This window comes from Flavobacteriaceae bacterium, from assembly GCA_014075215.1.
In the GTDB taxonomy this organism is placed as follows: Bacteria; Bacteroidota; Bacteroidia; order Flavobacteriales; family Flavobacteriaceae; genus Polaribacter.
In genome coordinates this window covers 1,494,638-1,516,878 of record CP046177.1, presented here as the reverse complement: position 1 = coordinate 1,516,878, position 22,241 = coordinate 1,494,638, and the positions used below count along the sequence as shown (strand labels likewise).

At 30.8% G+C, this 22,241-nt stretch carries 23 protein-coding genes and 1 pseudogene; 22 read left to right on the top strand and 2 right to left on the bottom strand.

The annotated features are described in order from the left end of the window. Window positions 1-33: 33 nt before the first annotated feature. Window positions 34-333 carry a transposase gene (locus GKR88_07605; protein QMU64163.1) on the bottom strand — a complete coding sequence of 100 codons (300 nt, stop codon included), beginning with the start codon at window positions 331-333 and terminating at the stop codon, window positions 34-36. Between the two features lie 11 nt (window positions 334-344). Between GKR88_07605 and GKR88_07600 the strand changes: the two genes are divergently transcribed. The 10 genes and pseudogenes from GKR88_07600 (at window position 345) to GKR88_07555 (ending at window position 8,944) form a co-directional block, all read left to right on the top strand. Continuing rightward, complete coding sequence (locus GKR88_07600; protein ID QMU64162.1) at window positions 345-902, top strand: redoxin domain-containing protein; 558 nt, start codon at window positions 345-347, stop codon at window positions 900-902. 1 nt (window position 903) lies between these two features. Continuing rightward, the gene (locus GKR88_07595; protein ID QMU64161.1) at window positions 904-1,599 is read left to right on the top strand and encodes a hypothetical protein; all 696 of its coding nucleotides are present in this window, start codon (window positions 904-906) and stop codon (window positions 1,597-1,599) included. A gap of 258 nt (window positions 1,600-1,857) precedes the next feature. Further along, on the top strand, window positions 1,858-3,003 hold the full coding sequence (locus GKR88_07590) for a hypothetical protein (protein QMU64160.1): 1,146 nt from the start codon (window positions 1,858-1,860) through the stop codon (window positions 3,001-3,003). 3 nt (window positions 3,004-3,006) lie between these two features. Then, window positions 3,007-4,083, top strand: a complete 1,077-nt coding sequence (locus GKR88_07585) for a hypothetical protein (GenBank protein QMU64159.1) — start codon at window positions 3,007-3,009, stop codon at window positions 4,081-4,083. A 2-nt stretch (window positions 4,084-4,085) separates the two neighbouring features. Then, window positions 4,086-5,063, top strand: a complete 978-nt coding sequence (locus tag GKR88_07580) for a hypothetical protein (GenBank protein ID QMU64158.1) — start codon at window positions 4,086-4,088, stop codon at window positions 5,061-5,063. Window positions 5,064-5,221: 158 nt separating this feature from the next. After that, window positions 5,222-5,410: a hypothetical protein gene (locus GKR88_07575; protein QMU64157.1), complete on the top strand. Its 189-nt coding sequence runs from the start codon at window positions 5,222-5,224 to the stop codon at window positions 5,408-5,410. Between the two features lie 50 nt (window positions 5,411-5,460). Then, window positions 5,461-6,358, top strand: a pseudogene (locus tag GKR88_07570) (IS1595 family transposase). A gap of 642 nt (window positions 6,359-7,000) precedes the next feature. Further along, window positions 7,001-7,372, top strand: coding sequence for a transposase (locus tag GKR88_07565; GenBank protein QMU64156.1), 372 nt, complete (start codon window positions 7,001-7,003; stop codon window positions 7,370-7,372). Further along, window positions 7,372-8,229 (top strand): IS3 family transposase, encoded by an 858-nt coding sequence (locus GKR88_07560; protein ID QMU64155.1) that lies wholly within the window; start codon window positions 7,372-7,374, stop codon window positions 8,227-8,229. Before GKR88_07565 ends, GKR88_07560 begins: the two co-directional genes overlap by 1 nt. A 235-nt stretch (window positions 8,230-8,464) precedes the next feature. After that, window positions 8,465-8,944 carry a hypothetical protein gene (locus tag GKR88_07555; GenBank protein ID QMU64154.1) on the top strand — a complete coding sequence of 160 codons (480 nt, stop codon included), beginning with the start codon at window positions 8,465-8,467 and terminating at the stop codon, window positions 8,942-8,944. A gap of 518 nt (window positions 8,945-9,462) precedes the next feature. Here the strand turns inward: GKR88_07555 and GKR88_07550 are convergent. Then, the gene (locus tag GKR88_07550; protein ID QMU66667.1) at window positions 9,463-10,365 is read right to left on the bottom strand and encodes a hypothetical protein; all 903 of its coding nucleotides are present in this window, start codon (window positions 10,363-10,365) and stop codon (window positions 9,463-9,465) included. 460 nt (window positions 10,366-10,825) lie between these two features. On the opposite strand from GKR88_07550, the gene GKR88_07545 reads away from it, so the two are divergent. The 12 genes from GKR88_07545 to GKR88_07490 all read left to right on the top strand — a co-directional run bounded on the left by GKR88_07545 (window position 10,826) and on the right by GKR88_07490 (window position 22,210). After that, complete coding sequence (locus GKR88_07545) at window positions 10,826-12,910, top strand: TonB-dependent receptor (GenBank protein ID QMU64153.1); 2,085 nt, start codon at window positions 10,826-10,828, stop codon at window positions 12,908-12,910. A 21-nt stretch (window positions 12,911-12,931) separates the two neighbouring features. Continuing rightward, a complete protein-coding gene (locus GKR88_07540; protein ID QMU66666.1) occupies window positions 12,932-13,552 on the top strand; it encodes a hypothetical protein in 621 nt (206 codons plus the stop codon). Then, window positions 13,552-14,001, top strand: coding sequence for a DoxX family membrane protein (locus GKR88_07535; protein ID QMU64152.1), 450 nt, complete (start codon window positions 13,552-13,554; stop codon window positions 13,999-14,001). The genes GKR88_07540 and GKR88_07535 overlap by 1 nt, the downstream gene beginning before the upstream one ends. Window positions 14,002-14,204: 203 nt before the next feature. Further along, complete coding sequence (locus GKR88_07530; protein QMU64151.1) at window positions 14,205-14,690, top strand: hypothetical protein; 486 nt, start codon at window positions 14,205-14,207, stop codon at window positions 14,688-14,690. A gap of 6 nt (window positions 14,691-14,696) precedes the next feature. Then, window positions 14,697-16,436 carry a hypothetical protein gene (locus tag GKR88_07525; protein QMU64150.1) on the top strand — a complete coding sequence of 580 codons (1,740 nt, stop codon included), beginning with the start codon at window positions 14,697-14,699 and terminating at the stop codon, window positions 16,434-16,436. 21 nt (window positions 16,437-16,457) lie between these two features. Next, on the top strand, window positions 16,458-16,649 hold the full coding sequence (locus tag GKR88_07520) for a hypothetical protein (GenBank protein QMU64149.1): 192 nt from the start codon (window positions 16,458-16,460) through the stop codon (window positions 16,647-16,649). A gap of 59 nt (window positions 16,650-16,708) precedes the next feature. Next, window positions 16,709-17,251, top strand: coding sequence for a hypothetical protein (locus GKR88_07515; GenBank protein ID QMU64148.1), 543 nt, complete (start codon window positions 16,709-16,711; stop codon window positions 17,249-17,251). 6 nt (window positions 17,252-17,257) lie between these two features. Then, window positions 17,258-18,862 (top strand): hypothetical protein, encoded by a 1,605-nt coding sequence (locus GKR88_07510; GenBank protein QMU64147.1) that lies wholly within the window; start codon window positions 17,258-17,260, stop codon window positions 18,860-18,862. An 11-nt stretch (window positions 18,863-18,873) separates the two neighbouring features. Beyond that, complete coding sequence (locus tag GKR88_07505) at window positions 18,874-19,242, top strand: hypothetical protein (GenBank protein QMU64146.1); 369 nt, start codon at window positions 18,874-18,876, stop codon at window positions 19,240-19,242. Window positions 19,243-19,252: 10 nt separating this feature from the next. Further along, window positions 19,253-20,818 carry an Hsp70 family protein gene (locus GKR88_07500; GenBank protein ID QMU64145.1) on the top strand — a complete coding sequence of 522 codons (1,566 nt, stop codon included), beginning with the start codon at window positions 19,253-19,255 and terminating at the stop codon, window positions 20,816-20,818. A gap of 10 nt (window positions 20,819-20,828) precedes the next feature. After that, on the top strand, window positions 20,829-21,746 hold the full coding sequence (locus GKR88_07495) for a hypothetical protein (protein QMU64144.1): 918 nt from the start codon (window positions 20,829-20,831) through the stop codon (window positions 21,744-21,746). Beyond that, window positions 21,743-22,210 (top strand): hypothetical protein, encoded by a 468-nt coding sequence (locus GKR88_07490; protein QMU64143.1) that lies wholly within the window; start codon window positions 21,743-21,745, stop codon window positions 22,208-22,210. The genes GKR88_07495 and GKR88_07490 overlap by 4 nt, the downstream gene beginning before the upstream one ends. The last annotated feature ends 31 nt before the right edge of the window (window positions 22,211-22,241 follow it).

Genomic DNA, 22,241 nt, shown 5'->3' with positions numbered 1-22,241 from the left:
CCGGATATTCTCTACTGTAATCTTTGATAAATTTCAATACTTCCGATCGCTCTTGGAGAAGATGCTCACGGCATTTTTTAAGATATCCCGCTCCATGGTAACATCCTTGAGCTGTTTACGTAATCGCTCTAACTCTTTCTGATCTTCTGTGAGTTGTTTGACGCCATTACCGCTAAAAGCTAAATCAGGACGCTGTTCTAATTCTCTACGCCATCTGTAAATAAGATCTGCACTGATTCCCAATTCCATGGCAATCTGCTTTGTGTTACCTCGTACATTGCTTAATTCTACTGCTTTAATTTTAAACTCTTTACTGTATTTTCTTCGTTTCATATGGTTAAGTTATTTTAGATAAAATTAGCTTAACTCTTTGTCACTCTAAATGTAGCAAGTCCATAATTTTATTTATAGTTATCATTAGTGTTTTAGGCTTATTAACTTATTTAGGTTTTAACGTCATTTCTAAAACCAAAGAAAAAAACAAAATTGCAAAGCAATTAGAGACAATTCCAGAGTTTGAGTTTTTAACTTTAGAACAAAAACCATTTACAAAAGCCAATTTAAAACCAAACACAAATACCAGTTTTATCTATTTTAACAGCGAATGTGATTTTTGCCAACACGAAGCCCAAAGCATTAGTGATAATTTAGAGAGTTTTAAAAATGTGCAGTTCATCTTTGTATCTACCGAACCCATTGAAATAATTAAACAATTTGCAGAACAATACAACTTAAACAACCAACCAAACATTACCTTTCTATATGATAACCTTGATACTTTTTCTAGTCGATTTGATGCTAACAGTATTCCTTACATCTTAATTTACAACAAAAACCAAAAACTCATCAAAAAACACAAAGGACAACTCAACGCCAAAGGTATTTTAAGAGCATTACAATAAAATGACTAAAACAATCAACTTATCACAAAAACACTTACAGCAAACCTTTACACAACAACACGACCAATCTGATTGTGGAGTAGCTTGTTTATTGTCGCTTATCCAATTTTATGGTGGCTCAAATAATTTAGAGAAGTTACGTGAGTTGAGTGGTACTACCAAACAAGGCACTACCCTTTTAGGCTTATTTCAGGCAGCCAATAAATTAGGATTTACATCACAAGGTAACGAAGCTGATATACAAGCAGTAATAGACCATAAAGAACCATTAATATTGCATGTTGTTGTTGAAGACCATTTACAGCATTATGTAATTTGCTATGGCTATAGAGATGATAAATTTATTATTGGCGACCCTGCAAAAGGGATTACTACCTACACAAAGCAAGAATTAGAAACCATTTGGAAGTCCAAAACTTGTTTAACCCTTACACCAAATGCAGATTTTATAAAAACTGAAACCAAAAACAAAAACAAAAAGCAATGGTTTTTACAATTACTTAAAAAAGATTATCGCTTAATTTCTTTTAGTGTATTGTTAGGTTTGGGTATTGCCATTCTAGGTATGGCAATGGCAATCTTTTCACAAAAATTAATTGATGATATTTTGCCTTCAAAAGACTTTAACAAACTTGTTAGCCACAAGGCGAAGCCAACGCTCGAAAAGCACTTTTGTTTTTTTTTGCCTACGCTTTAAGCCAACAACTGAAAAAAAACAAAAGAGCTTTTTTTCCAACTGACGAAACCAATAAAAATGAGAACTGAATTAAAAAAACTACATCTGACTTTACTCTGCGTACTGATTTGTTCGCTGACTTATTGCCAAGTGAAATTGCCGAAAACACCAACAGTTGCAAATTTCCAAGTTATTAAACCGAATTTAGGACTTCCTAAAACTAACGTTCCGAAAATTAATTTAGCGAATACAAATTTTCCCACTTCTCAACCAAACGGAATGAGTATTTACGAACAAGACCGAAAACGAGTTTTACAACAAGAAAACGAACTGAAAAAAATCTATGCGGAATTAAACGCTGACCGAATTAACTACTCTTTGCCAAGTTATAGCAATATTGAAAGTACAAAGCATTACCGAAAAGCTTTTGAGCAATTAGCGGAAATGAAAGCAGACAGCTTTTCTATTAAAAAAGCAACATTCATAATCGAAAACGCTTACTTTGAGGAACAACAGAATTATGCTGAATTTGAAAAAGTCATAAAACAAACAGGAAACTTCTTGCGTGAGAAAATGGACGAATTGGGTTACGACCAAAACCGAAACTTGGCTAAAAACTTTATGCTCTTTCAATTCTTTTCGGACACTTTGCAAATTAAATCTAAAGATTTAAAACATTTACCTTTCAAGTACGACTTTGAAGATTATTTAGGTATTAAAGATTGGTCTAAAATGTTTGTATCAAAATTATTAGCCACAGGAAAAGGACAATGTAATTCTTTACCAAGATTGTATTTAATTCTCGCAGAAGAAATTGGTGCAGAAGCATTTTTATCTTTATCGCCTAATCATTCATACATCAAATTTAAAGACGAGGAAGAAAATTGGTACAATGTAGAATTAACAAATGGAATGTTTACAACAGAATCTATGATTTTACAATCGGGTTTTATAAAATCAGAAGCGTTACAAAACGGAATCTATATGCAACAAATGACAGAAAAACAGTTGCTATCGCAACTGTATTCTGATTTTGCACAAGGTTACGCTCGTAAATTTGGTTATAACCCATTTGTTAAAAAAGTTATAGACAAAGCATTAGAATTATATCCTAATAGTATTTCTGCAAATCAAATGAACTCGAATTATTTAACCATTCAATTTGAGTATGTTGCCAAACAAGTTGGCATCAATCCAAGAAATAGAAACGATTTACAAAATATTCGCAACTATCCAAATATTATAAAATTATTAAACAATGTAAATACTCAATATAATAAAGTAGATGATTTAGGCTTTGAATTTATGTCTGCAGAAGCCTACCAAAATTGGTTAGCTTCACTAAAAGAAACAAAACAAAAACAAGATAGTGAGGATATGAAAAAGCAATTTAACATCAAACTTAAAAAAACATTTAAAAACTAATCAATGCGTAAACCACTACTACTCTTTTTAATATTTAATTGTTTTGTGCTTTCAGCACAAAACAATCAATATTTATATGATGAAGCGTTTACAACGCTTTCAGAAATGTTAGAAGAAAAAAAACCTATAAATTTTAAGAAAGCAGTTTTTACAGTTGAAAACGCTTATTTAGAAGGTCAATTAGATACAATTTATTATAATAATGCAATAAAAGTTTTAACTAACTTAACCAAAGCAGTAAAAAATGCAAATGAACTAAAAGAGTATAATGAAAAAGACAAACATATAGTTGAGAAATATGCTTCTCTCTATAAGGTTATGACTGATAGTTTAGAAATTCAACTTGATAGTAAAAACTTTGCTTGGACACCTTTTTCATATGACTTTGAAGACCCTTTTGGTCATAAAAATTGGTCACAAATGTTTGTAAAAAAGCTTATTGATACACATAAAGGAAACTGTCATTCTTTACCATATTTATATAAAATTATTGCGGAAGAATTAGGTATTGTTGCCAACTTATCTTTGTCACCAAATCATATATATATTAAACATAGAAGTATAAAAAATGGTTGGTACAACACAGAATTAACAAGTGGTATCTTTCCAATAGATGCGTGGATAATGGCTTCGGGATATGTGCATTTAGATGCAATTAGAAATGGCGTTTATATGAAAGCTTTAACAGAAAAAGAAAACATTGCACTTTGTTTGGTAGATTTAGCACAAGGTTATCAAAAAGCAGAATTTTATGATTTAGATTTTGTAATAAAATGTGCAAATAAAGCACTCGAATATTTTCCAAACTACGTAAATGCTATGATTTTAAAAACAGAAGCCAAAGGAAAACAAATAGAAAATATTTTATTTAGCTACAATACAGATTTTAGAAGTGTAAGAAAATATCCCAAAACACACGCTATTTTTAAAGAAATAGAAAAAGAATTAGCAGTAATACACAAACTCGGTTATCGTCAAATGCCAGAAGAAATGTATTTAGATTGGCTTGTTTCTTTAAAAGAGGAAAAACAAAAATATTCAAACAGAAAAATTAATACCTTTAACACTAAAACCAACTAACAATGAAAAAACTACTTTTATTTATTGTATTGCTTTGTTCTATTAGTCTTTCTTTTTCACAAGAAAAAGAAAAAAGAGAACGCAACATTCAAGCAGGAAATCCTTTCAAAGAATTTGGTTATAAACCCAAAATTGCAACATTAAGTAAAGGTAAATATTTAGAATTTCACGATTTAGATAGCATTGTTAAAATTGGTTCTTTTACGTTTCACGTAAAGAAAAAAGCAATTAATGGTTATTCACAAGAAGAAACAAAATATTCCGAAGCTACTTTAAGACCTGAAATTGTAAGTCGTTGGTTTAGTCCTGACCCATTAAGTGATGAATTTCCAAGTTGGTCGCCTTATAATTTTGTAAAAAACAACCCAATAGTATATATAGACCCAACAGGTTTAGCACCTGAAGATGTAATCGGTGTAACTAAAGATGATGCCAAAAAAGTTCATCAAGATTTTAACAAAATTCTTGCAGACTCAAAATTTGACGGAGTAAGAGCTTTACTTACAAGAGGAAAGAAAAACAACAAAAAATCCTTTGATAAAATTGATTCTGGTGCTTTAACTGACGCTCTTTCAGGATTGAGTGGCGATGATTTGGCAATAGCGGAGCAAATTACAGGAGCAATTAATTCGAATTCAGTTCATATGGTTGAATTCGCAGAAGTTGGAGATAATCTTTCATCAGGTGCAACAAAAGGTATCAACGAAATGTTCTCAAAATTATATACAGATAATGGCATTCCTGTACCATCAAATCTTTCTTCTCAATCAAGAACAGGAAAAGATGTTAAAGCAACTGGAGGAAGCGGTCTTAACTTGCCGACTGCAAAAGGCTCTCATTCAGTTATTTTAGAAGGAACAGGTGTTAGCTATTCAGTATCAGGAAGAAGAGAAATAGATACAGGTCACGAAATTCTTGGTCACGGATTAGCCAGTGGTAGAAAGGTTTCACCAGTGGTAGAAAGGTTTCACCAGTGGTAGAAAGGTTTCACCAGTTCATAATAATACCAATGCAATAAGAACTGAAAATTTAATTAGAAGAGTATTAGGTATAACTGGACAAAGAACAGGTTCAGGTCACGCTGGTGGTGTTGTTAAAAGTCCTCAAGCTCTACCAACCATAAAAAACTAAAGCGAATATGAAAACAATAAAAAGAATAATATTTGGAATTATATGTCTTTTTTCAATTACGGCTTGCTCTCAAAAAATTGATGAAGCAGGAAAAATTAGTCGACAAAAAGCTGAATTATTCATAGATAATAATTTAAAAAATGAAACAGAAAATAATAAATACATTATATTTTCTGTTTCAGATAAAAATTTTTAGAGGTCAGTAGATAATTTCATAACTTGTATGTCAATAAAAATAGGGATTTTATGGAAATTTTCAAGGGTCAAAACCTTTTAGAGTTCGCTGAACGCTTTAAAACAGATGTAGATTGCAAAGCATATCTATCTAGGTCAAATCAAGTGGAAAGAGGGTTATGTATGTCGTAAATGTGGTAATACCAGTTACCAAGTACGTAAGAACTTTTCAAGAACATGCAATAAATGTGGTGATACAGAAAGCCCAACGGCTAACACCATTTTTCACAGAGTGCGATTTGGTGTACGAAAAGCCTTTTTTATCTGTTTTGAAATGGCAACTACCACCAAGAGTTTATCAGCTACACAAATGGGTGTACGCTATGGTATTACAGAAAAGACAGCACGATTGTTTATGCTTAAAGTAAGAGAAGCTATGGCTTCTAGTGAAAATAACCCTATGGATGGTCATGTACAGGTTGATGAATTTGTGTTGGGTGGTTATGAGCAAAACAAGATAGGTCGTAGTTATGATGCTAAGAAAAAGAAGGCTATTACTGCTGTTGAGTTCACAGACCAGGGCAAAGTAAAGCGTATGTATGCTTTAAACATCAAAGATTTTTCTGCACAATCGTTGCAATATATGTTCATTAAGCATATTGATAGAAAGGCTCAAGTAATCACTCACAAATGGAAAGGCTACAGGCCTATTGCAAAAGCCTATAACATTACCCAGATTGATAGCGACAAAGGATTAAACTTTAAAGCCTTACATACGATGATTCATCAAATAAAATCATGGATTAGGACAACTTATTCTTGGGTAAGTGAGTTTAATCTAAACCGATACTTTAATGAGTTTTGTTTTAGAATTAATCGCTCGCAAAACAAAAACACAATATTCAATAACTTAATAACTAAAATGGTCATGAGTGATAAAATTTATCAAAGTGAAATTATATGTAACTAACTACTGACCTCTATAAATTTTTTAGTAATCATAGAGAAAAATGACATTTATGAGGAATACTACATAGATACTGAATCTAATAATAGTAAAAGAGAAAAAAAAATCTATAAAAAAGATAATGAACTTCTTAAAAAAATGTTTCAAATAAGTAATTATAAGCAAGACTACATAACTTTTGATTCAGATTTTTTTAAACCTGAATATGAAATATCATCAGGTAACATTACTTACTTTGTATTAGTAGATGAAAATAAGAAAAGGTATGGAGAAGCAAGGTTATCAGTATTCATTAAACCAAATCCAATACCTACCGATATTTATTTATATTTAGTTAATCGTATTATTTTTTACACCTAATAAAGAGTAACAAAATATTTAATAAATTACCACAAGCACATTTGCAATTCGCACCAGCCAAAGCTAAAGCCAAAAATTGCAAAAGAGCTTGTTACATTGAAATAAAAAGACAAACTGAATAATTTGAAAGTCAATCTGAACGAAAAAGCCCTGTGGCTAACAACGTATAAAATTAATTGCTGGTTTTAGCCAATTTACGAAAGTTATCGCAGACTTTAAATCTGTGTTTTATTTACTAACTTTAGTGACCCGTCCTGAAATATGTATACAAAAAACAACAAGTATATGTATAAAAATGATGGATATGTAAGACGTTATAGTGAGAGTTTTAAACTCAAAGTATTAGCAGAACTTACCAAAGGAAACCATTCCAAAAGACAAATTGCCTTAACTTACGGCATACAATCTAGTACGATAAACGTATGGATTAAAAAATATGACCGTAAAGATTTAATGAACACCCGTGTAACCGTGCAAACAGACGACGAATTATCCCGTATTAAAGCCCTTCAAAAAGAGCTAAAACAACTCAAAGATCTTCTTATTAAAAAGGATCTAGATAAACTTGTGAATGATAGTTATCTTGAAGTAGCTGCTGAAAATCTTGGCTATAAAAATGTTGAAGAATTAAAAAAAAACTTAAACATAAAGCCTTAATGAAAATAGCACCGATTAATAGAAAAAAAAGAAGGTACGCCATCGCTACTATTTGTAATGCTTTCGAGTTAAAAAGAGATGCTTATTACAAATATCAAAAAAGGTTTGTTCTTAAAAAACAAATAGAACAAAATGTAATAATGCTTGTTAAAAAAAGCAGGAAAACATTACCCAGAGAAGGTACTAGAAAGCTAATGAAATCCTTACATAATGATTTTAGGAAACAGAATATAAATATAGGTAGAGACCAGTTATTTAGAATCTTAAAAGAAAATAATTTGTTAATTAGAAGGAAAAAATATTCTTCTAAAACAACCAACTCTTACCATCGTTTTTATAAATATAAAAATATCATAAAAGACCTGATCATTAATAGACCTAACCAAGTTTGGGCTTCGGATATTACCTATATAAGAACTATAAATGGATTTTGTTATTTAGCACTTATTACTGATATGTATTCAAGAAAAATAGTAGGCTATGATATTAGTGATAGTTTAGAACTTAAAGGCTGTGTTAGAGCTTTAAATAAAGCTATTTATCAAACTAAAAATACCGAAGAAATCATACATCATTCTGATAGAGGAATACAATATTGTAGCAATGTTTATACTCAAATTTTGAAAAGAAAAAAGATACAAATCAGTATGACCCAAGAAAATCATTGCTACGAAAACGCAATGGCCGAAAGAGTTAACGGAATTTTAAAAGATGAATTCTTCCTCGACCAAACATTTACAAATATCAATCACGCCAAAAAAGCAACAAAAAATGCAATCAAATTATATAATAATAAAAGATTACATTTATCTTTAGATTATAAAACACCTAATTACGTGCACAAAAATGTAGCATAAATTTTAATAATTAACTGTAGCCCTATTTTAGGACGAGACATTTGAGCGAACTAAGTTTAATCACACCTGAGAAAAAGTTTTCTGCTCGGGAGAAAAAATGAAATAGAAAACAAAAACTGAATTGACCATAGTGGGAGAAACTAAAGAAGCAAGGGTTTCTTTGGGGGCAATAATGCAAATCGTTTCAATACTCCTAAAATAAAGATTGAGGCGTGAATTAGAAAATTAAATAACAATGAAAAATCTAAAATTTATAATTCTAATTATTATAACAATTTTTATCAACTCTTGTGATGAAGAGGAAATAGTTAATCAAGGGTACACAACTTATAACTTGAAGTTTTTAGAGAAATTAGAAAACAAAAACTCTAAAGAAAAACACAAAATAATTGAGACTATTGAAGTTAAAATTGATATTTTAACAGATGAAGTTCTTTTTGATGACGAAAAATTGACCCTATTAGAGAATGTTAAAAATAAAGAAACTGGGGAAATTTCTTTTGGCTTAGTACTAAAAAGTGAAAATCTGGAAAAAAGTTATAGAACTGATAAAAGAGTGCCAGAAATTGAAACAAGAAGAGGTTTTTTCTTTTATGATGGTTGCTTTATTGCTGGGGCTTTTTATTATTATGCAGGTACTGATATTTGGTTTTTATTTGTCCCAGCAAGTCCAACCGCCCAAGTTATATCAAATGATTGTGGACCATGGGCATAAAAACGAATAACATAAATATATTGACTGTTAATTATCTTTCTCTAATTTTTATTGTAATGTCCTTTTGTAATTCTTTTTCTCAGACAAAAGATACTTTAAATAAAGAATTTAAAATTGATACTACTCAATTTTCAACCTTTAATATTAAAAAGTTTTATCTTTTACCTGCATATCATTCAAACCAGAAAAGAATATTCAATAAAAAATTAAAAAATATATTATACCCGACACTTGGATATAGAACAGATTATATTTATTATAAGAACAAGTATTATCCAAATAATATAGCAAAAAAAATTTTAGATACTGTAAAGGTCACTAATTTTTTTATTGTGAAAGATAGTATTACAAAAAAAACGACATTAGTAATAAACATGCCCATAACAAAGTATAAGCCCCATTGAAAACGGGGCTTATACAAACCGTTGACATTCATTGATGAGCAAGTTTGCGGAATTGGAATTATAACAAAAAAAACCTCAATTAAGAGGCTTTCAAACTAATCAAATAATATACTATTACTTCACAAAATTTGTAATAATCTTTTTAATTTCTTTGTTTTTAGTTGTAGGCTCTAAATCAAATAAATATTGATATAATCTTTTGTCTTCTACTTTATGATTTAATTCTAAATTTTTGTTTTTAGCAAAAACGTTATCCCAATTATTTCTTACTAATTTCCACATCTTTGTATTTTCTTTCCACCAATCTTGTGCAGATTTGCATTTAGAATCATCAACCTTAATATAAGTATTTAGACCTTTTTCTTGTGCTAAAATAAAATCTGCTTCGCCATCTTTACGAATAACCTTGTCATTATCTTGGTCGTGAATCCAACCATCTTTTGTTATTTCGTGTCTGTTAGTTCTAATGGTAACATCATAGTCTTGCCTTTTGGTATATTCTCGTCTTGGTAAAGGTGCGTCTGTAGTGTTTTCCCAATAACTCTTACCATCTACGTGAACCCAAGTTGCAGAACCTTCATAACGTGGACTATCATCTACTTGATAAACTTTTTGCGACCATTGTCCAGCAACTACGCTTTTAGGTTCCTGTACAAAATTCCATTTGTTGTTAGCATCAAACATATAAAAGTCTGTGTTTTCAAAAAGCCAATCTTGTCGCCAATGTTTTATAATATGTGGTTTGGTAGGTTTACCAACAATCAAAAGATGTTGCATTACTATTTTGTTGTCTTTATCTTCAACTAATTGTACCCATTCTAAAGCTTTATCGTGTTTAACTTTTGAGGCCTGATAAGTTGTGTCTTTTGAGTAACTAAATGTTTCTGCAAAGTTAAAACCCACCTCATAACAACCACACATATTTTTTATGGCTTTTTGGTCTTTTTCCTTTTTGTTTTGCGCATTTACACTTAATGTAAATACAGCCGTAAGCACTACGAACACTAATTTTTTCATCATTAAATTAATTTTAAAAATTTATTATTTTTATTTAGATTAAATATAAATAGTTTTTATATTTGCCACAAATATATTCTTATTTAGAATAATTACAAATAAAAAATGTGCAAAAAATTAGATATGGTAGTTAAAAATAAATATGGCGAAATATATCATTGTAGTACTTGTAAAAGATACCACGTCTTATTTACCAATTTTCATTTCATATTAAACTACAAGCAGATTAAGACATTAAGAAAACGTATAAAAGATATTGATGTTAAGTATTGGGATTCACAATTTGAAAACACAACTATAAAACGTAAAATTCCAATTCCTACCTGTCAAGAAAACTTAATATTGATTTTTGATAAGGTTGAATTTAACGCCTTCAAATCCTTGTTTTTCAGCCAAAAAAAGTCAGAACAAATCTTATCTGTTGATGAGATTGAATACACTTTAATTTTAAATTAAACCGATGCGTATTCCAACCAAATTAGTTACTGTTTACCTTTTATTACTTTGTGCTAATTATACGTTTTCACAAAAGAAAGAAACAGTAAAAAAAGATTCTACTAAAGTTGAAGAATTAGGCGAAGTTATTATATCTGCCACACGTACCAAAAGACAATTATCTTCTTTGCCTTTGCCTGCTAAATTAGTGTCTAAAAAAGAAATACAAGCGGTTAATTCAATTCGATTGTCAGATATATTAAACGAACAAACAGGATTAATAACTGTACCTGATTTCGGTGGTGGCGAGGGAATCCAGTTACAAGGTTTAGACAGCCAATACACTTTAGTTTTAATTGATGGTGTACCACTTGTAGGACGTAGCGCAGGCACTTTAGATTTAAGCCGTGTTAGTGTTGGAAATATTAAACAGATTGAAATCATTAAAGGTGCATCATCAAGTTTATACGGAAATGAGGCTTTAGGTGGCGTAATTAATATCATAACCGAAAGTCCAAAAAACGGTTTTAAAGGCGATGTGAATTATAGAGGAGGCTCATTTGGGACGCACGATGTAAGCACCAATATTAATTATAAAAAGAACAAATTAGGTGTTAATACTTTTGTAAACCGTTTTAGTAGTAACGGTTATGATTTAGTTGATACAGATGCTGTAAATACTGTTGAACCTTTTAGAAATTACACGTTAAACAGCAAACTGACTTATGATTTTTCTGAAAACACAAAATTATTATTCTCTGGACGTTTTTACCATCAAAATCAAGATAACGTTGCTTCTGAAACTTTAAAAGGCGAAAGTGAAATTAACGAGTGGAACACACTTTTAAAGTTAGACCACACCTTTAATAAAAAATGGAGCAGTTATTTAGAGTTTTATGCAACACAATACAAAGCAGAAGAGTTTTTAAATGACGATGTAGGCAATTCATTTTCACAAAGTGATTTTGACCAACGCTTTATAAGACCAGAGTTTAGAACCACTTATAAATTAAATGAGAACAATGCCTTTATTGCAGGTATAGGTTTAACGCACGAGCGATTAAAACGTACTGATTTTTTTGGTACACCTGAATTTAATTCGCCTTACATCTATGCACAATATGATGGAAATATAACGGAGAAACTAAATGTCATTTTAGGCGCACGTTTTGACGACCATAGCGAGTATCAATCACAGTTTAGTCCTAAAGGTGTTATACGATATAAATTGAATGATAAGATTGCTTTAAAAGGTTCAATAGGTTATGGTTTTAAAACACCTGATTTTAGACAGTTGTATTTCGATTTTACCAATGCAACCGTTGGCTATACGGTTTTGGGTTATAACGCAGTTTCTACACGTATCCCACAATTAGATGCTGATGGACAATTATTAAGTATTGAAGTACCTATTAGTGAGTTTAATGATGGCTTAAAACCTGAAAGTTCTATTGGTTACAATCTTGGCATAGACCTAAAATCCTTATCAAATCTTAAACTAAATCTTAACCTTTTTAGAAACGATATTGAAAACCTTATTGACACACGAGTTATAGCACGTAAAACCAATGGACAAAACGTGTTTAGCTATTATAATGTCAATGAAGTTTATACACAAGGACTTGAATTTAATGCAAATTATAAACTCAATGAAACTATAACAATTTCGGGAGGCTATCAATTATTATATGCCAAAGATAAAGAAGCAGAACAGAATTTTGAAGATGGACAAGTTTTTGCAAGATTAACACCAAGTTCGCCATCGTTTAGACTTCAAAAAGACGATTATTTTGGGTTGTTTAATCGTTCTCGTCATATGGCGAATTTTAAAATATTCTACAATATACCAAAGTGGAATTTAGACACCAATTTAAGAACAACCTACCGAAGCAAATACGGATTGTTTGACACCAATGGGAATACCTATTTAGATACCTATGATGAATTTGTAGAGGGTTATACCATTTGGGATTTTGCTATAAATAAAACCATTTACAAAAATTACAAATTGGGCTTTGGGATAGATAATATTTTAAATTTCAACGACCCTCAAAATATTACCAACATAGCAGGCAGAATAATTTACGGAACAATAAACATAAATTTTTAACTATAATAAATACAATTAACAATTAAAACTATAACATTAGTAGCAATAGCCCTTTTAGGGTTTACATCGTGTAGTAATGATGATGATGCTACACCATTATTAGCTGTTGAGGCAGAAACAGTAAGTAATTTACACGCACCACAAACTGGTGGTCAAGGACAACCAATAGGTGGAGAATTTACCAAATTTGATTTTTCAACAGGAGCAACAACTACAAGCGATACAGATTGGGATATTGCTTTTAGAGGCACTACAATTATTGTAAATGGTGGTGAATCACAAGGAACTACAGATGAGCCTACACGTACAGGAAATGCAGCAGCATATATTACCAGTAATACTTTTGCAGGTGTAACAAGTGTAGATGAAAATCTTTTTGCACAAGACTCACAATCTGAATTAGCAATACCTACTGGAAGTGATAACGGTTGGTATAATTATAATTCAGCAACATTTACCATAACACCGTTAGCAGGAAAAATATTAGTTTTCAGAACTGCTGATAATAAATATGCTAAAATTGAGATTTTGAGTTATTATGAAAATGCACCTGTAACACCAGACCCTTTTACTGATGCAAGCCGTTATTTCACATTCAATTATGTATATCAACCAAACAATGGTGTAACAACTTTTGAATAATGGGAAAATCTATCAATATCTTATTTATCATATTCCGTCTATTTTTAGGCGGATTTATGATTTATGGTGGCGTACAAAAATTTGCAAAATCAAATCCGACGCCTATTGAGGTTGTTGAAAAAGCAAATAAATTTTCATCGCCTGAAAAAGAAAATACTTTACAAAAAGTACTTTATATAAACGGCGCAAAGCAAACAGGGTATTTTTGGCAAGTTTTAGGAGTTTGTGAATTACTTTTTGGACTGTTATTAATACTACAAGGCACAGGATTTATTGGAGCATTATTTTTGTTGCCAATTACGCTACACATATTCTTATTTCATCTGTTTTTAGAAGCTGACGAAATTGGGGAACTCATACAAACTGGTGCTTTATTTGGAATTAATATTGCGCTTGTTCTAAAAGAACGAGAAAAATGGAAGCACCTACTTTGGATGAAGCCATTTTGAATAGAAATCGAAAAACAACGAAATGCCAACAACGTGTATAAGCAATAGCGGTTTGAGTACTAACTCGAACCGTTTTTGTGTTTATTTGAGTATATTGCTTACCGAGAAGTAGTTGCTTAAAATCCGCTACTGCTCATACACAAACACGTTGGGCGTCATACAAGAAAAACCGTAACTTTGAATCCAAATCTTGACAAATAAAAATGGACGATTATAGATTAATAGAAATTGAAACAGCGAAGAAGCACGGTGCAACAGCTAAGGGAACAAAAAAATCAATTGGAGATTTCCTACTTAAAGACAATATTCAAAAACCAGTTAATGTAAAAAGTAATAATGTTGATAAAAATAATTACTCGCCAAATATTATATCTGCCAAAAGACTAATAAAATGGCTTGAACAAGATGGCAATCAATTGTTTTTTATTTTCGTAAATTACAGAAAAACAGATAAAGGAATTGAAGTTATAAATGATTCAGGATTAGTTCCGGTAGAACATATAAGTTGGAATTGTCTGACTATTGAAGCACAAGGTTGGGGCGTAATTCAAATGTCACGTACTTTAGAAATTGACAAGACACAAGATTTAAAAGGTTTTTTTCGTGGTATGAAAAAAGCTTACGAAAAATTTATTGATAAGGAAACAAAAAAAATGGCTCAAATCAGAGAAATGATAAAAGATTTTTAAAGAAAAATGACCTATTTAGAAGCACATATTACGAATTTATCTTTAGATTTTTTTTTAGAGAATCAAAACGCTTTATCGGATTATCTAAAAATTAATAATGTCATAAAAAAAGTAAGTGGTCTTAATAATTTTTTTACATCTCAACAAGAAGCTACTAAACTATTAATTGACTTAGTTGAAAATCAATCTATTGTTTCCGAACCAGATAGAAGAGAATATGGAGACTTTCAAACAAATAAAACATTAGCTTCTGACGTTTCAAAATATTCATTCGCAAAAAATAAAGACATAGAGTTTATATTAGAGCCAACTTGTGGCAAAGGAAATTTTATTCTTGCTTCATTAGCTCAATTCAAATCCCTAAAAAAAGTAGTTGGTGTTGAGATATACAAACCTTATATATGGAAAACAAAATTTGGAGTACTTAATTACTTTTTAAAATACCCAAATAATCCCAAACCTGAAATTGACATATTTCACGGAAACGCTTTTGATTTCAACTATTCAGGACTTGCTAAATCTACTAAAAATTTAAAAACCTTAATAATTGGTAATCCGCCTTGGGTTACCAACTCAGAATTAGGTTCGATTGATTCGAGTAATTTGCCTAAAAAATCAAATTTTAAAAAGTATAAAGGTTTAGATGCTATGACAGGGAAAGGCAACTTTGATATCGGAGAATTTATTTCAGTTGAGTTGCTAAAATGTTTTGAAAATCATAACGGTATTTTCGCTTTTTTAATAAAAAATTCTGTAGTCAAAAACATTATACAAGACCAAAAAAGAAATAATTTTAGAATTAGTCAATCCGAAAAACTAAACATTGATTCTAAAAAAGAATTTAATGTTTCTGTAAACGCTTGCTTGTTTCTTACTCAATTAAATGCAGAACCAAATTTTACTTGTAAAGAACTTGACTTTTACAGCAAAAAATATTTGACAACCTTTGGTTGGTACAAAGATAAATTTGTTTACTCAGTAAAGGATTATGACATATCGAGTATTGTAGATGGAAAATCAATTTTTACTTGGCGTTCAGGCCTAAAACACGACTGTTCAAAAGTTATGGAATTTGAGCGTATAAATGGTCATTATATAAATGGATTGGGAAAAGAATTTAATCTCGAAAAAGAATTAGTCTTTGGTTTACTCAAAAGTTCTGATTTAAAAGCAGATAAAACCGACAATTTTAGAAAACTTACAATAATTACTCAAAAAAAAATAGGACAAGAAACAAAGTATATTAAAGATACCTTACCTCTTACTTATCAATATTTGAGTTCACAAAAACAATTCTTTGATAAACGAAAATCTTCTATCTACAATGACAAACCTGACTTTTCGATTTTTGGCATTGGCGATTATTCTTTTGCTAAATATAAAGTTGCTATTTCAGGACTTTATAAATCAACACATTTTACTTTAGTATGTCCAGAAGACTCTAAAACAATAATGCTTGACGATACCTGCTATTTCATTGGATTCGACAATTTAAAAATGGCAGAGATTGCTCATTTATTAGTAAACTCTGATTTAGTTCAGAAATTCCTTAAATCAATAATATTTTCAGATTCAAAAAGGTCAATTAACAAAGATACTTTAATGCGTATTGACTTTGAAAAAGCGTTTGAGAATTATGAATTTGAAAATGTAAATGATAGAATTTCCGACTTGAAAATTGAACATTGGGAAGAATTTGGAGAAATGATTAAAGAAAGTGTAAATGAACAAATGACACTCTTCTGAAAAAAGTACGAACGCCCAACAATGTATAAAAATAATAGCGGTTTAATCGCTAAAACGAAAGTAAGTAAAAATAAAAAAGGTCTGTGTTTAATTGAAAAGTTAATAGTTTCAAAACCCCAAACTACGCATAGCCGAGACCGTTTAAGCAAGCTGAAAAGCCAGCCGCACAAACAGCACATTTGGTTTTTGCCGACACACAAAGCCAACGCTTAAAAAACCAAAAGAGCTGTTTTTTGCCAACGCTCGAACAAAAATTGAATAAAAAAGAACGAATGAAAAAAACATTATTTATTACACTATTTCTACTGACAAGTATGGTCGGTTTTAGTCAATCTTATCTTGGATGGATTACAAAACAGGTAAATTTTAGAGAAGGACCGAGCACAGAAAATTCAATAATAAAATCTTTGAAACCCGGAACACAAATATTTATAGTTTCAACAATTGCCGAAAACAATTACGTCAACATTATTGATATTGAAACAAACAAAGAAGGCTATATACATAAATCCTACATCAAACTTGGAGATATTGTTGAGAAAAATGAGAGTGGAATATTTACACCAAGTGGTAAATCAACAACATATAAGCCTGAAATTGAAATCTACAATAACACGGATATAACTTTAACGCTAAAACTAAATTCCCAATTATTTACATTCAATCCACACGAAAAACAGACAATATCTCTTTCACCAGGAACTTATAGTTATCGAGCATCTGCACCAGGAGTTATTCCAAATATCGGAACGGAGAATATGGAAAGTAATATGAATTATAGTTGGCAATTTTATATAGTAACTGAAAGAAGATAAAGGCAAATGATATACATAAACCCTATTGAGATACTTGAACTAAAAGACAAAGAAGTCAACGAAATAGATTCAAGTATTATAAAAAAATCCAAGCGAAGACTATTTGCTGACATAGATTTATCCGACAGCGGATTCTATGAATACAACGGACAGAAACTAACAAAATCTGATTGCGAAAAAGCAATAGATGAATTAGAAGATAAAAACAAAATCGAATTTTACTCGCACCTATCGACCAATTTAGAACTCAATAAGTTTTTGGCAAATGGAAGTAACGAACTTCTAAACAGCCTTAAACAAGAGAGCATTTACAAGTTGCCAGAATTTGTCGATTTCATAAGTCCTTTCTTTTCAGCAAAAATTGACCAAATATTATTAAAGGCTTTTCAAAACAAAGATTTAGAATTATTCTCTTCGGCTCTTCGAGCCGAATACCTTATTTCTAAAAGTGATTTGAATAAAGCCTACAAAAGCTTGGGCAACGAAATTCAACAAAGAATCGCAGAGACGGACAAACTCACAAAAGAAGTTAAGGAAGAAGAATCTGATTATACAGACGACAATATTGATGATGTCGTAAATCTTATAAAAAAGAGATTTCCAAGCGAATTTCTCAACAAGCTACCAGTTTATTTTCAAAGTCAAATAAACAAAATTGCAGCATCCATAAACTTCTTACAACTAAATATTTGGAATGAATTTAATACTACTTCTGTTCCACTTTCTCTATTAGAATATTTGCTCGAACTAAATATTGAAAGTGTTTCAAAACCAACTTTTGAAAAAAACTACAATATTGTAAAGAAAAAACACGAAGAAAGAATTGAGCAAGAAAAGAATGCACCATTAATTAAAGAATGGGCAAAAATTCTAATTTCTATTCAAAGCAAAGTTGATGATGTTGAAAATGAAACGTTAAAAGCAAATGAAGCTTTATCATTTGTGAAATCTTCATTTGATTTAGCGGAACTAAACAACTTGCCTTCATTTGCTAACGAAATTAGAACGCAGATTGGATATTCTATTCGTAGTATGTCCATTGCGAGTTGGAACAAACAAAGTGACATTAAGAATGCTTTGGCTTTAATTAATTACTCTTTAAGAATTAACGTCAATGAATCTGCTAAATCAAAATTTCAACAAGACAAAAACGAACTTGAAGAATTAGAGAAAAAATACAAAGGTGTTCTTGTTTGCCACTTTTGTGAAACCAATGCACCTGATAACGGTTGTGAAATTAACACTACTATTTATAAAGAAACAAGTAGAAGCTATATTCCAAGAAGAGTTCAATTTTCATATTCAGATGTAACAATTCCAAGATGCCGTAGTTGCAAAGAAATTCACTCGAAAGGAAGCAACAACTATTATCTTGTGTTTTTTGCATTACTAATTTTAGGAGCAATTATAGGTGGAGCAACAGAAGGAGAACACTTTATTATAGGCGGAATTATTGGAGCTGTTGCAGGTTGGATTGTAGGAAAAATTATAGAAGGAAACCAAGTTAAAAAAGGCGGTATAAAAGATTCTTCAGAATCAACGTTATCGAGACACCCATTATTAATTGAACGCATAAAAGGTGGTTGGACATTTTCCAAACCAAGTGCATAAAAAATATAAAAATGTTAGAAACAAATTTTAAACAATACAAACCATATTTCGAGTTATTAGACCAACTTTTTGAAATTGAAAGAAAACTTGAAAATATTGAGGAATCGAATAGTATAGCAAGAAACCTGAATAAAATGAAAGATATATTTGAAACAAATCTGTTTTCAAGTTCAACAAGTTCAGAAATAGGTTTTACTTATCATAATCCGATTGGAGAATCTTATAATGAAACTCGATTAGATTTAGAAGCGAGTATCGCAGGTAATTCATCCGAAAATTTAGTAATCAAAGAAGTAATCAAACCAATCATACGATATAAAAGTGGCGGAAGCACTTTAATTGCCCGAAAAGGTGTAGTTGTCGTTGAATCAAAAAATTAAAATATATAGAATGGAAAACACAATAAACATTGGAATAGATTTAGGAACTACCAATTCCGCCATTGCAAAATTCGTAAAAGGAGACGTAATTGTTTTCAATAATCCTTTAGACTATGGACGTTCTACATTACCATCAGTAGTCTATTATAAAAAAGACAGAGTTGTTGTCGGCAACAAAGCTAAAGAATATTTGGAAAGAGACCCAAAAAATGTTGTTGGTCTATTCAAACGTAAAATGGGAACTTCTGAAAGTTTTCAAATTAAATCAATAAACGAATCCAAAACCCCTGTCGACCTTTCTGCACAAGTTTTGAAAGAGTTAAAAACATTTGTAAATACAGGAGATACTTTGGAATCTGTAGTAATTACAATTCCAGCTTCATTTGACTCAATCCAATCAAACGCAACCAAAGAAGCAGGTAAACAAGCAGGTTTCAAACAAGTAGTTTTATTACAAGAACCGATTGCAGCAAGTTTGGCTTACGCCAATATGAAAAAATCAAAAGAACTTACTGACGGAAATTGGCTTGTTTACGATTTAGGTGGTGGAACTTTTGATGTCGCTTTGGTAAGAATCAAAGATGGCGAAATGAAAGTTGTTGACCACGAAGGTGATAATTTTTTAGGCGGTTCGGATTTTGACCGATTGATTGTAGAAAAATTAATCATTCCTAAAATTTCCGAGCAATACACTTTTGAAGATTTAGAAAATCAGATGAAAAGTGCAACAGGAAAATACAATGCAAAATATTACTCTCTTTTAAATCAAGCGGAAGAAGCTAAAATTAGATTATCAGCAGTTTCATCAGCTGAGATTATCGTGGAAAGAATGGAGGATGAAGAAGGCAATGAAATTGATATGGAAATTACGATTACCAAATCAGAATTCAATGACTTAATTAAAGATTCAATTGACGGAACAATTGAAATGATTAAAACCATATTGACGAGAAATTCATTGACATCAAATGATGTTCAATTTAATTTAATGGTTGGTGGTTCAACATTTATACCTTTTGTAAGACAACGTGTTGAAGAAGTTTTACAAATACCTGCAAACTGTGAAATCGACCCAACGACAGCTATTGCTATAGGTGCGGCATATTATGCAGCAACAAAACAAAAGGATATTTTAAAAGATAAATCGGAGAAAAAACAATCCGCAATTTCAATCAAAGCAAGTTACAATAAAGCATCAAAGGAAACGGACGAACTTTTTGCAGCGAGAATAAAAGGAAATACAGATGGACTTTTTTATAAAATTGTCCGTCAAGATGGTGGTTTTGATTCAGGGTTAAAAGAACTTTCAGAAAGAATAAATGAAGATTTACCATTAGTAGAAAACACCTATAATTTCTTCACTTTAACAGTTTTCGATAGTCAAAATAATGTTATTGAAACCGATATTGAGCCAATTGGAATTAATAGCGGATTTGGGATTAGTGGACAACCGCTTCCAGAAGATATTTGTTTAGAAGTTGACGATTACGATAATCCAGGTCAAACACGATTAGCATTGATTTTTGAACGTAATTCCGTTCTTCCAACAAAAAGAACTTTAACCTTTCCAAATTAACAAACCAATTTTGAAAGGAAATGAATCTGACAGACTTTGGATAAACGTTTATGAAGGACCACAAACATCATTACCAGAAGCTAATAAACTTATTGGTGTAATAGAAATTTCAGGCAAACAAGTTTCAAGAGATATTGCTAAAGGCTCTGACCTTGAAATTACAATTATGATTTCTGAAAGTAGAGACGTTACTGTTTCAGGATACTTAAATATGTCTGACCAAGAATTTAAAAATGTATTCAACCCAAAAGAAAGAGATACAAACATTACACTTCTAAAAGGACAAGTAACAGAATTATCATCCAAACTTGATGAAGAAATTGAGTTAGCTACTGAAAAAGAAGATTACGAAACCGCAGGTGCCTTATCTAAAGTCAAAAAGGAAATGGAAGCTGTTGAAGATGAAGCTGAAAGCCTTACTGATGATGACGTAACTGACAAACGATACCAATTAGAAGATAAGAAAAGAAAAATTGCACAAAAAATAGATAGTGCAACTAAAAACAAACGCCTTCAAAAAGCAACAGATTATTACTACGAAACGAAAGCAGCTTGTGAAGAACTTATTGAAAATTCAGGAAATGACCACGAGCGTAAAACATTTAACGACATTGTTTCTCAAGAAAGTGCTTTTATGGCAACTAAAAGCCCATTGAAAATTCAAGAAAAATCAGATGAATTTCACAGTATTATTGGACAAATCAGATGGAGAACACCAGATTTTCTAAAAGGAATTTTCGGCAGTCTTTTAAATGACCAAGCAAAAATGAACGACCAATCACAAGCAAAAAGTCTTATTGATGCGGGTAATTTCGCTATTGAAAGTCAAAATTGGGATAGATTGAGAGAAATAAACTTTGGACTACTTGATTTATTACCAAGAGGTTCTAAAGAAGATATAACAACTAAAATCGGATTTGGATTATGAAAACAGAAGCATTTCAAAATTTGTTATTAAAATCGGCTATTTCTGTAATGGCTTGTGATGGTTCAATTGATGAGTCTGAAATTGCAGAAATTAAGAATATGGCTGATAACGAAATTTATTTTATGGGTTACGATATTGAAGAACCTTTTGAAACAAGTTTAAGCTATATAAAACAAAACGGAAAGAAAGCAATTAACGAATATCTGAACGAATTGAACCAATTAAACCTAAACGAAAAGCAAGAGCTTTTATTAATTGAAGTTTTAATTCGAACTATTGAATCAGATAATAAAATTGAAGATAGCGAAGTGAAATTTCTTCAAATGGTAAAGTCGAAATTAGGTATTTCAGAGGAAACAATTATTACTCAATTTCCAAAACAAATGAAATACTTGATTGACTTTCAAAACTATGGTTTACACGAAGAATTTACAGATGAAATTGAGTTTACAGCCGATAATTAAAATAATCCTTGCGATTTTATTTTTTCTGTGT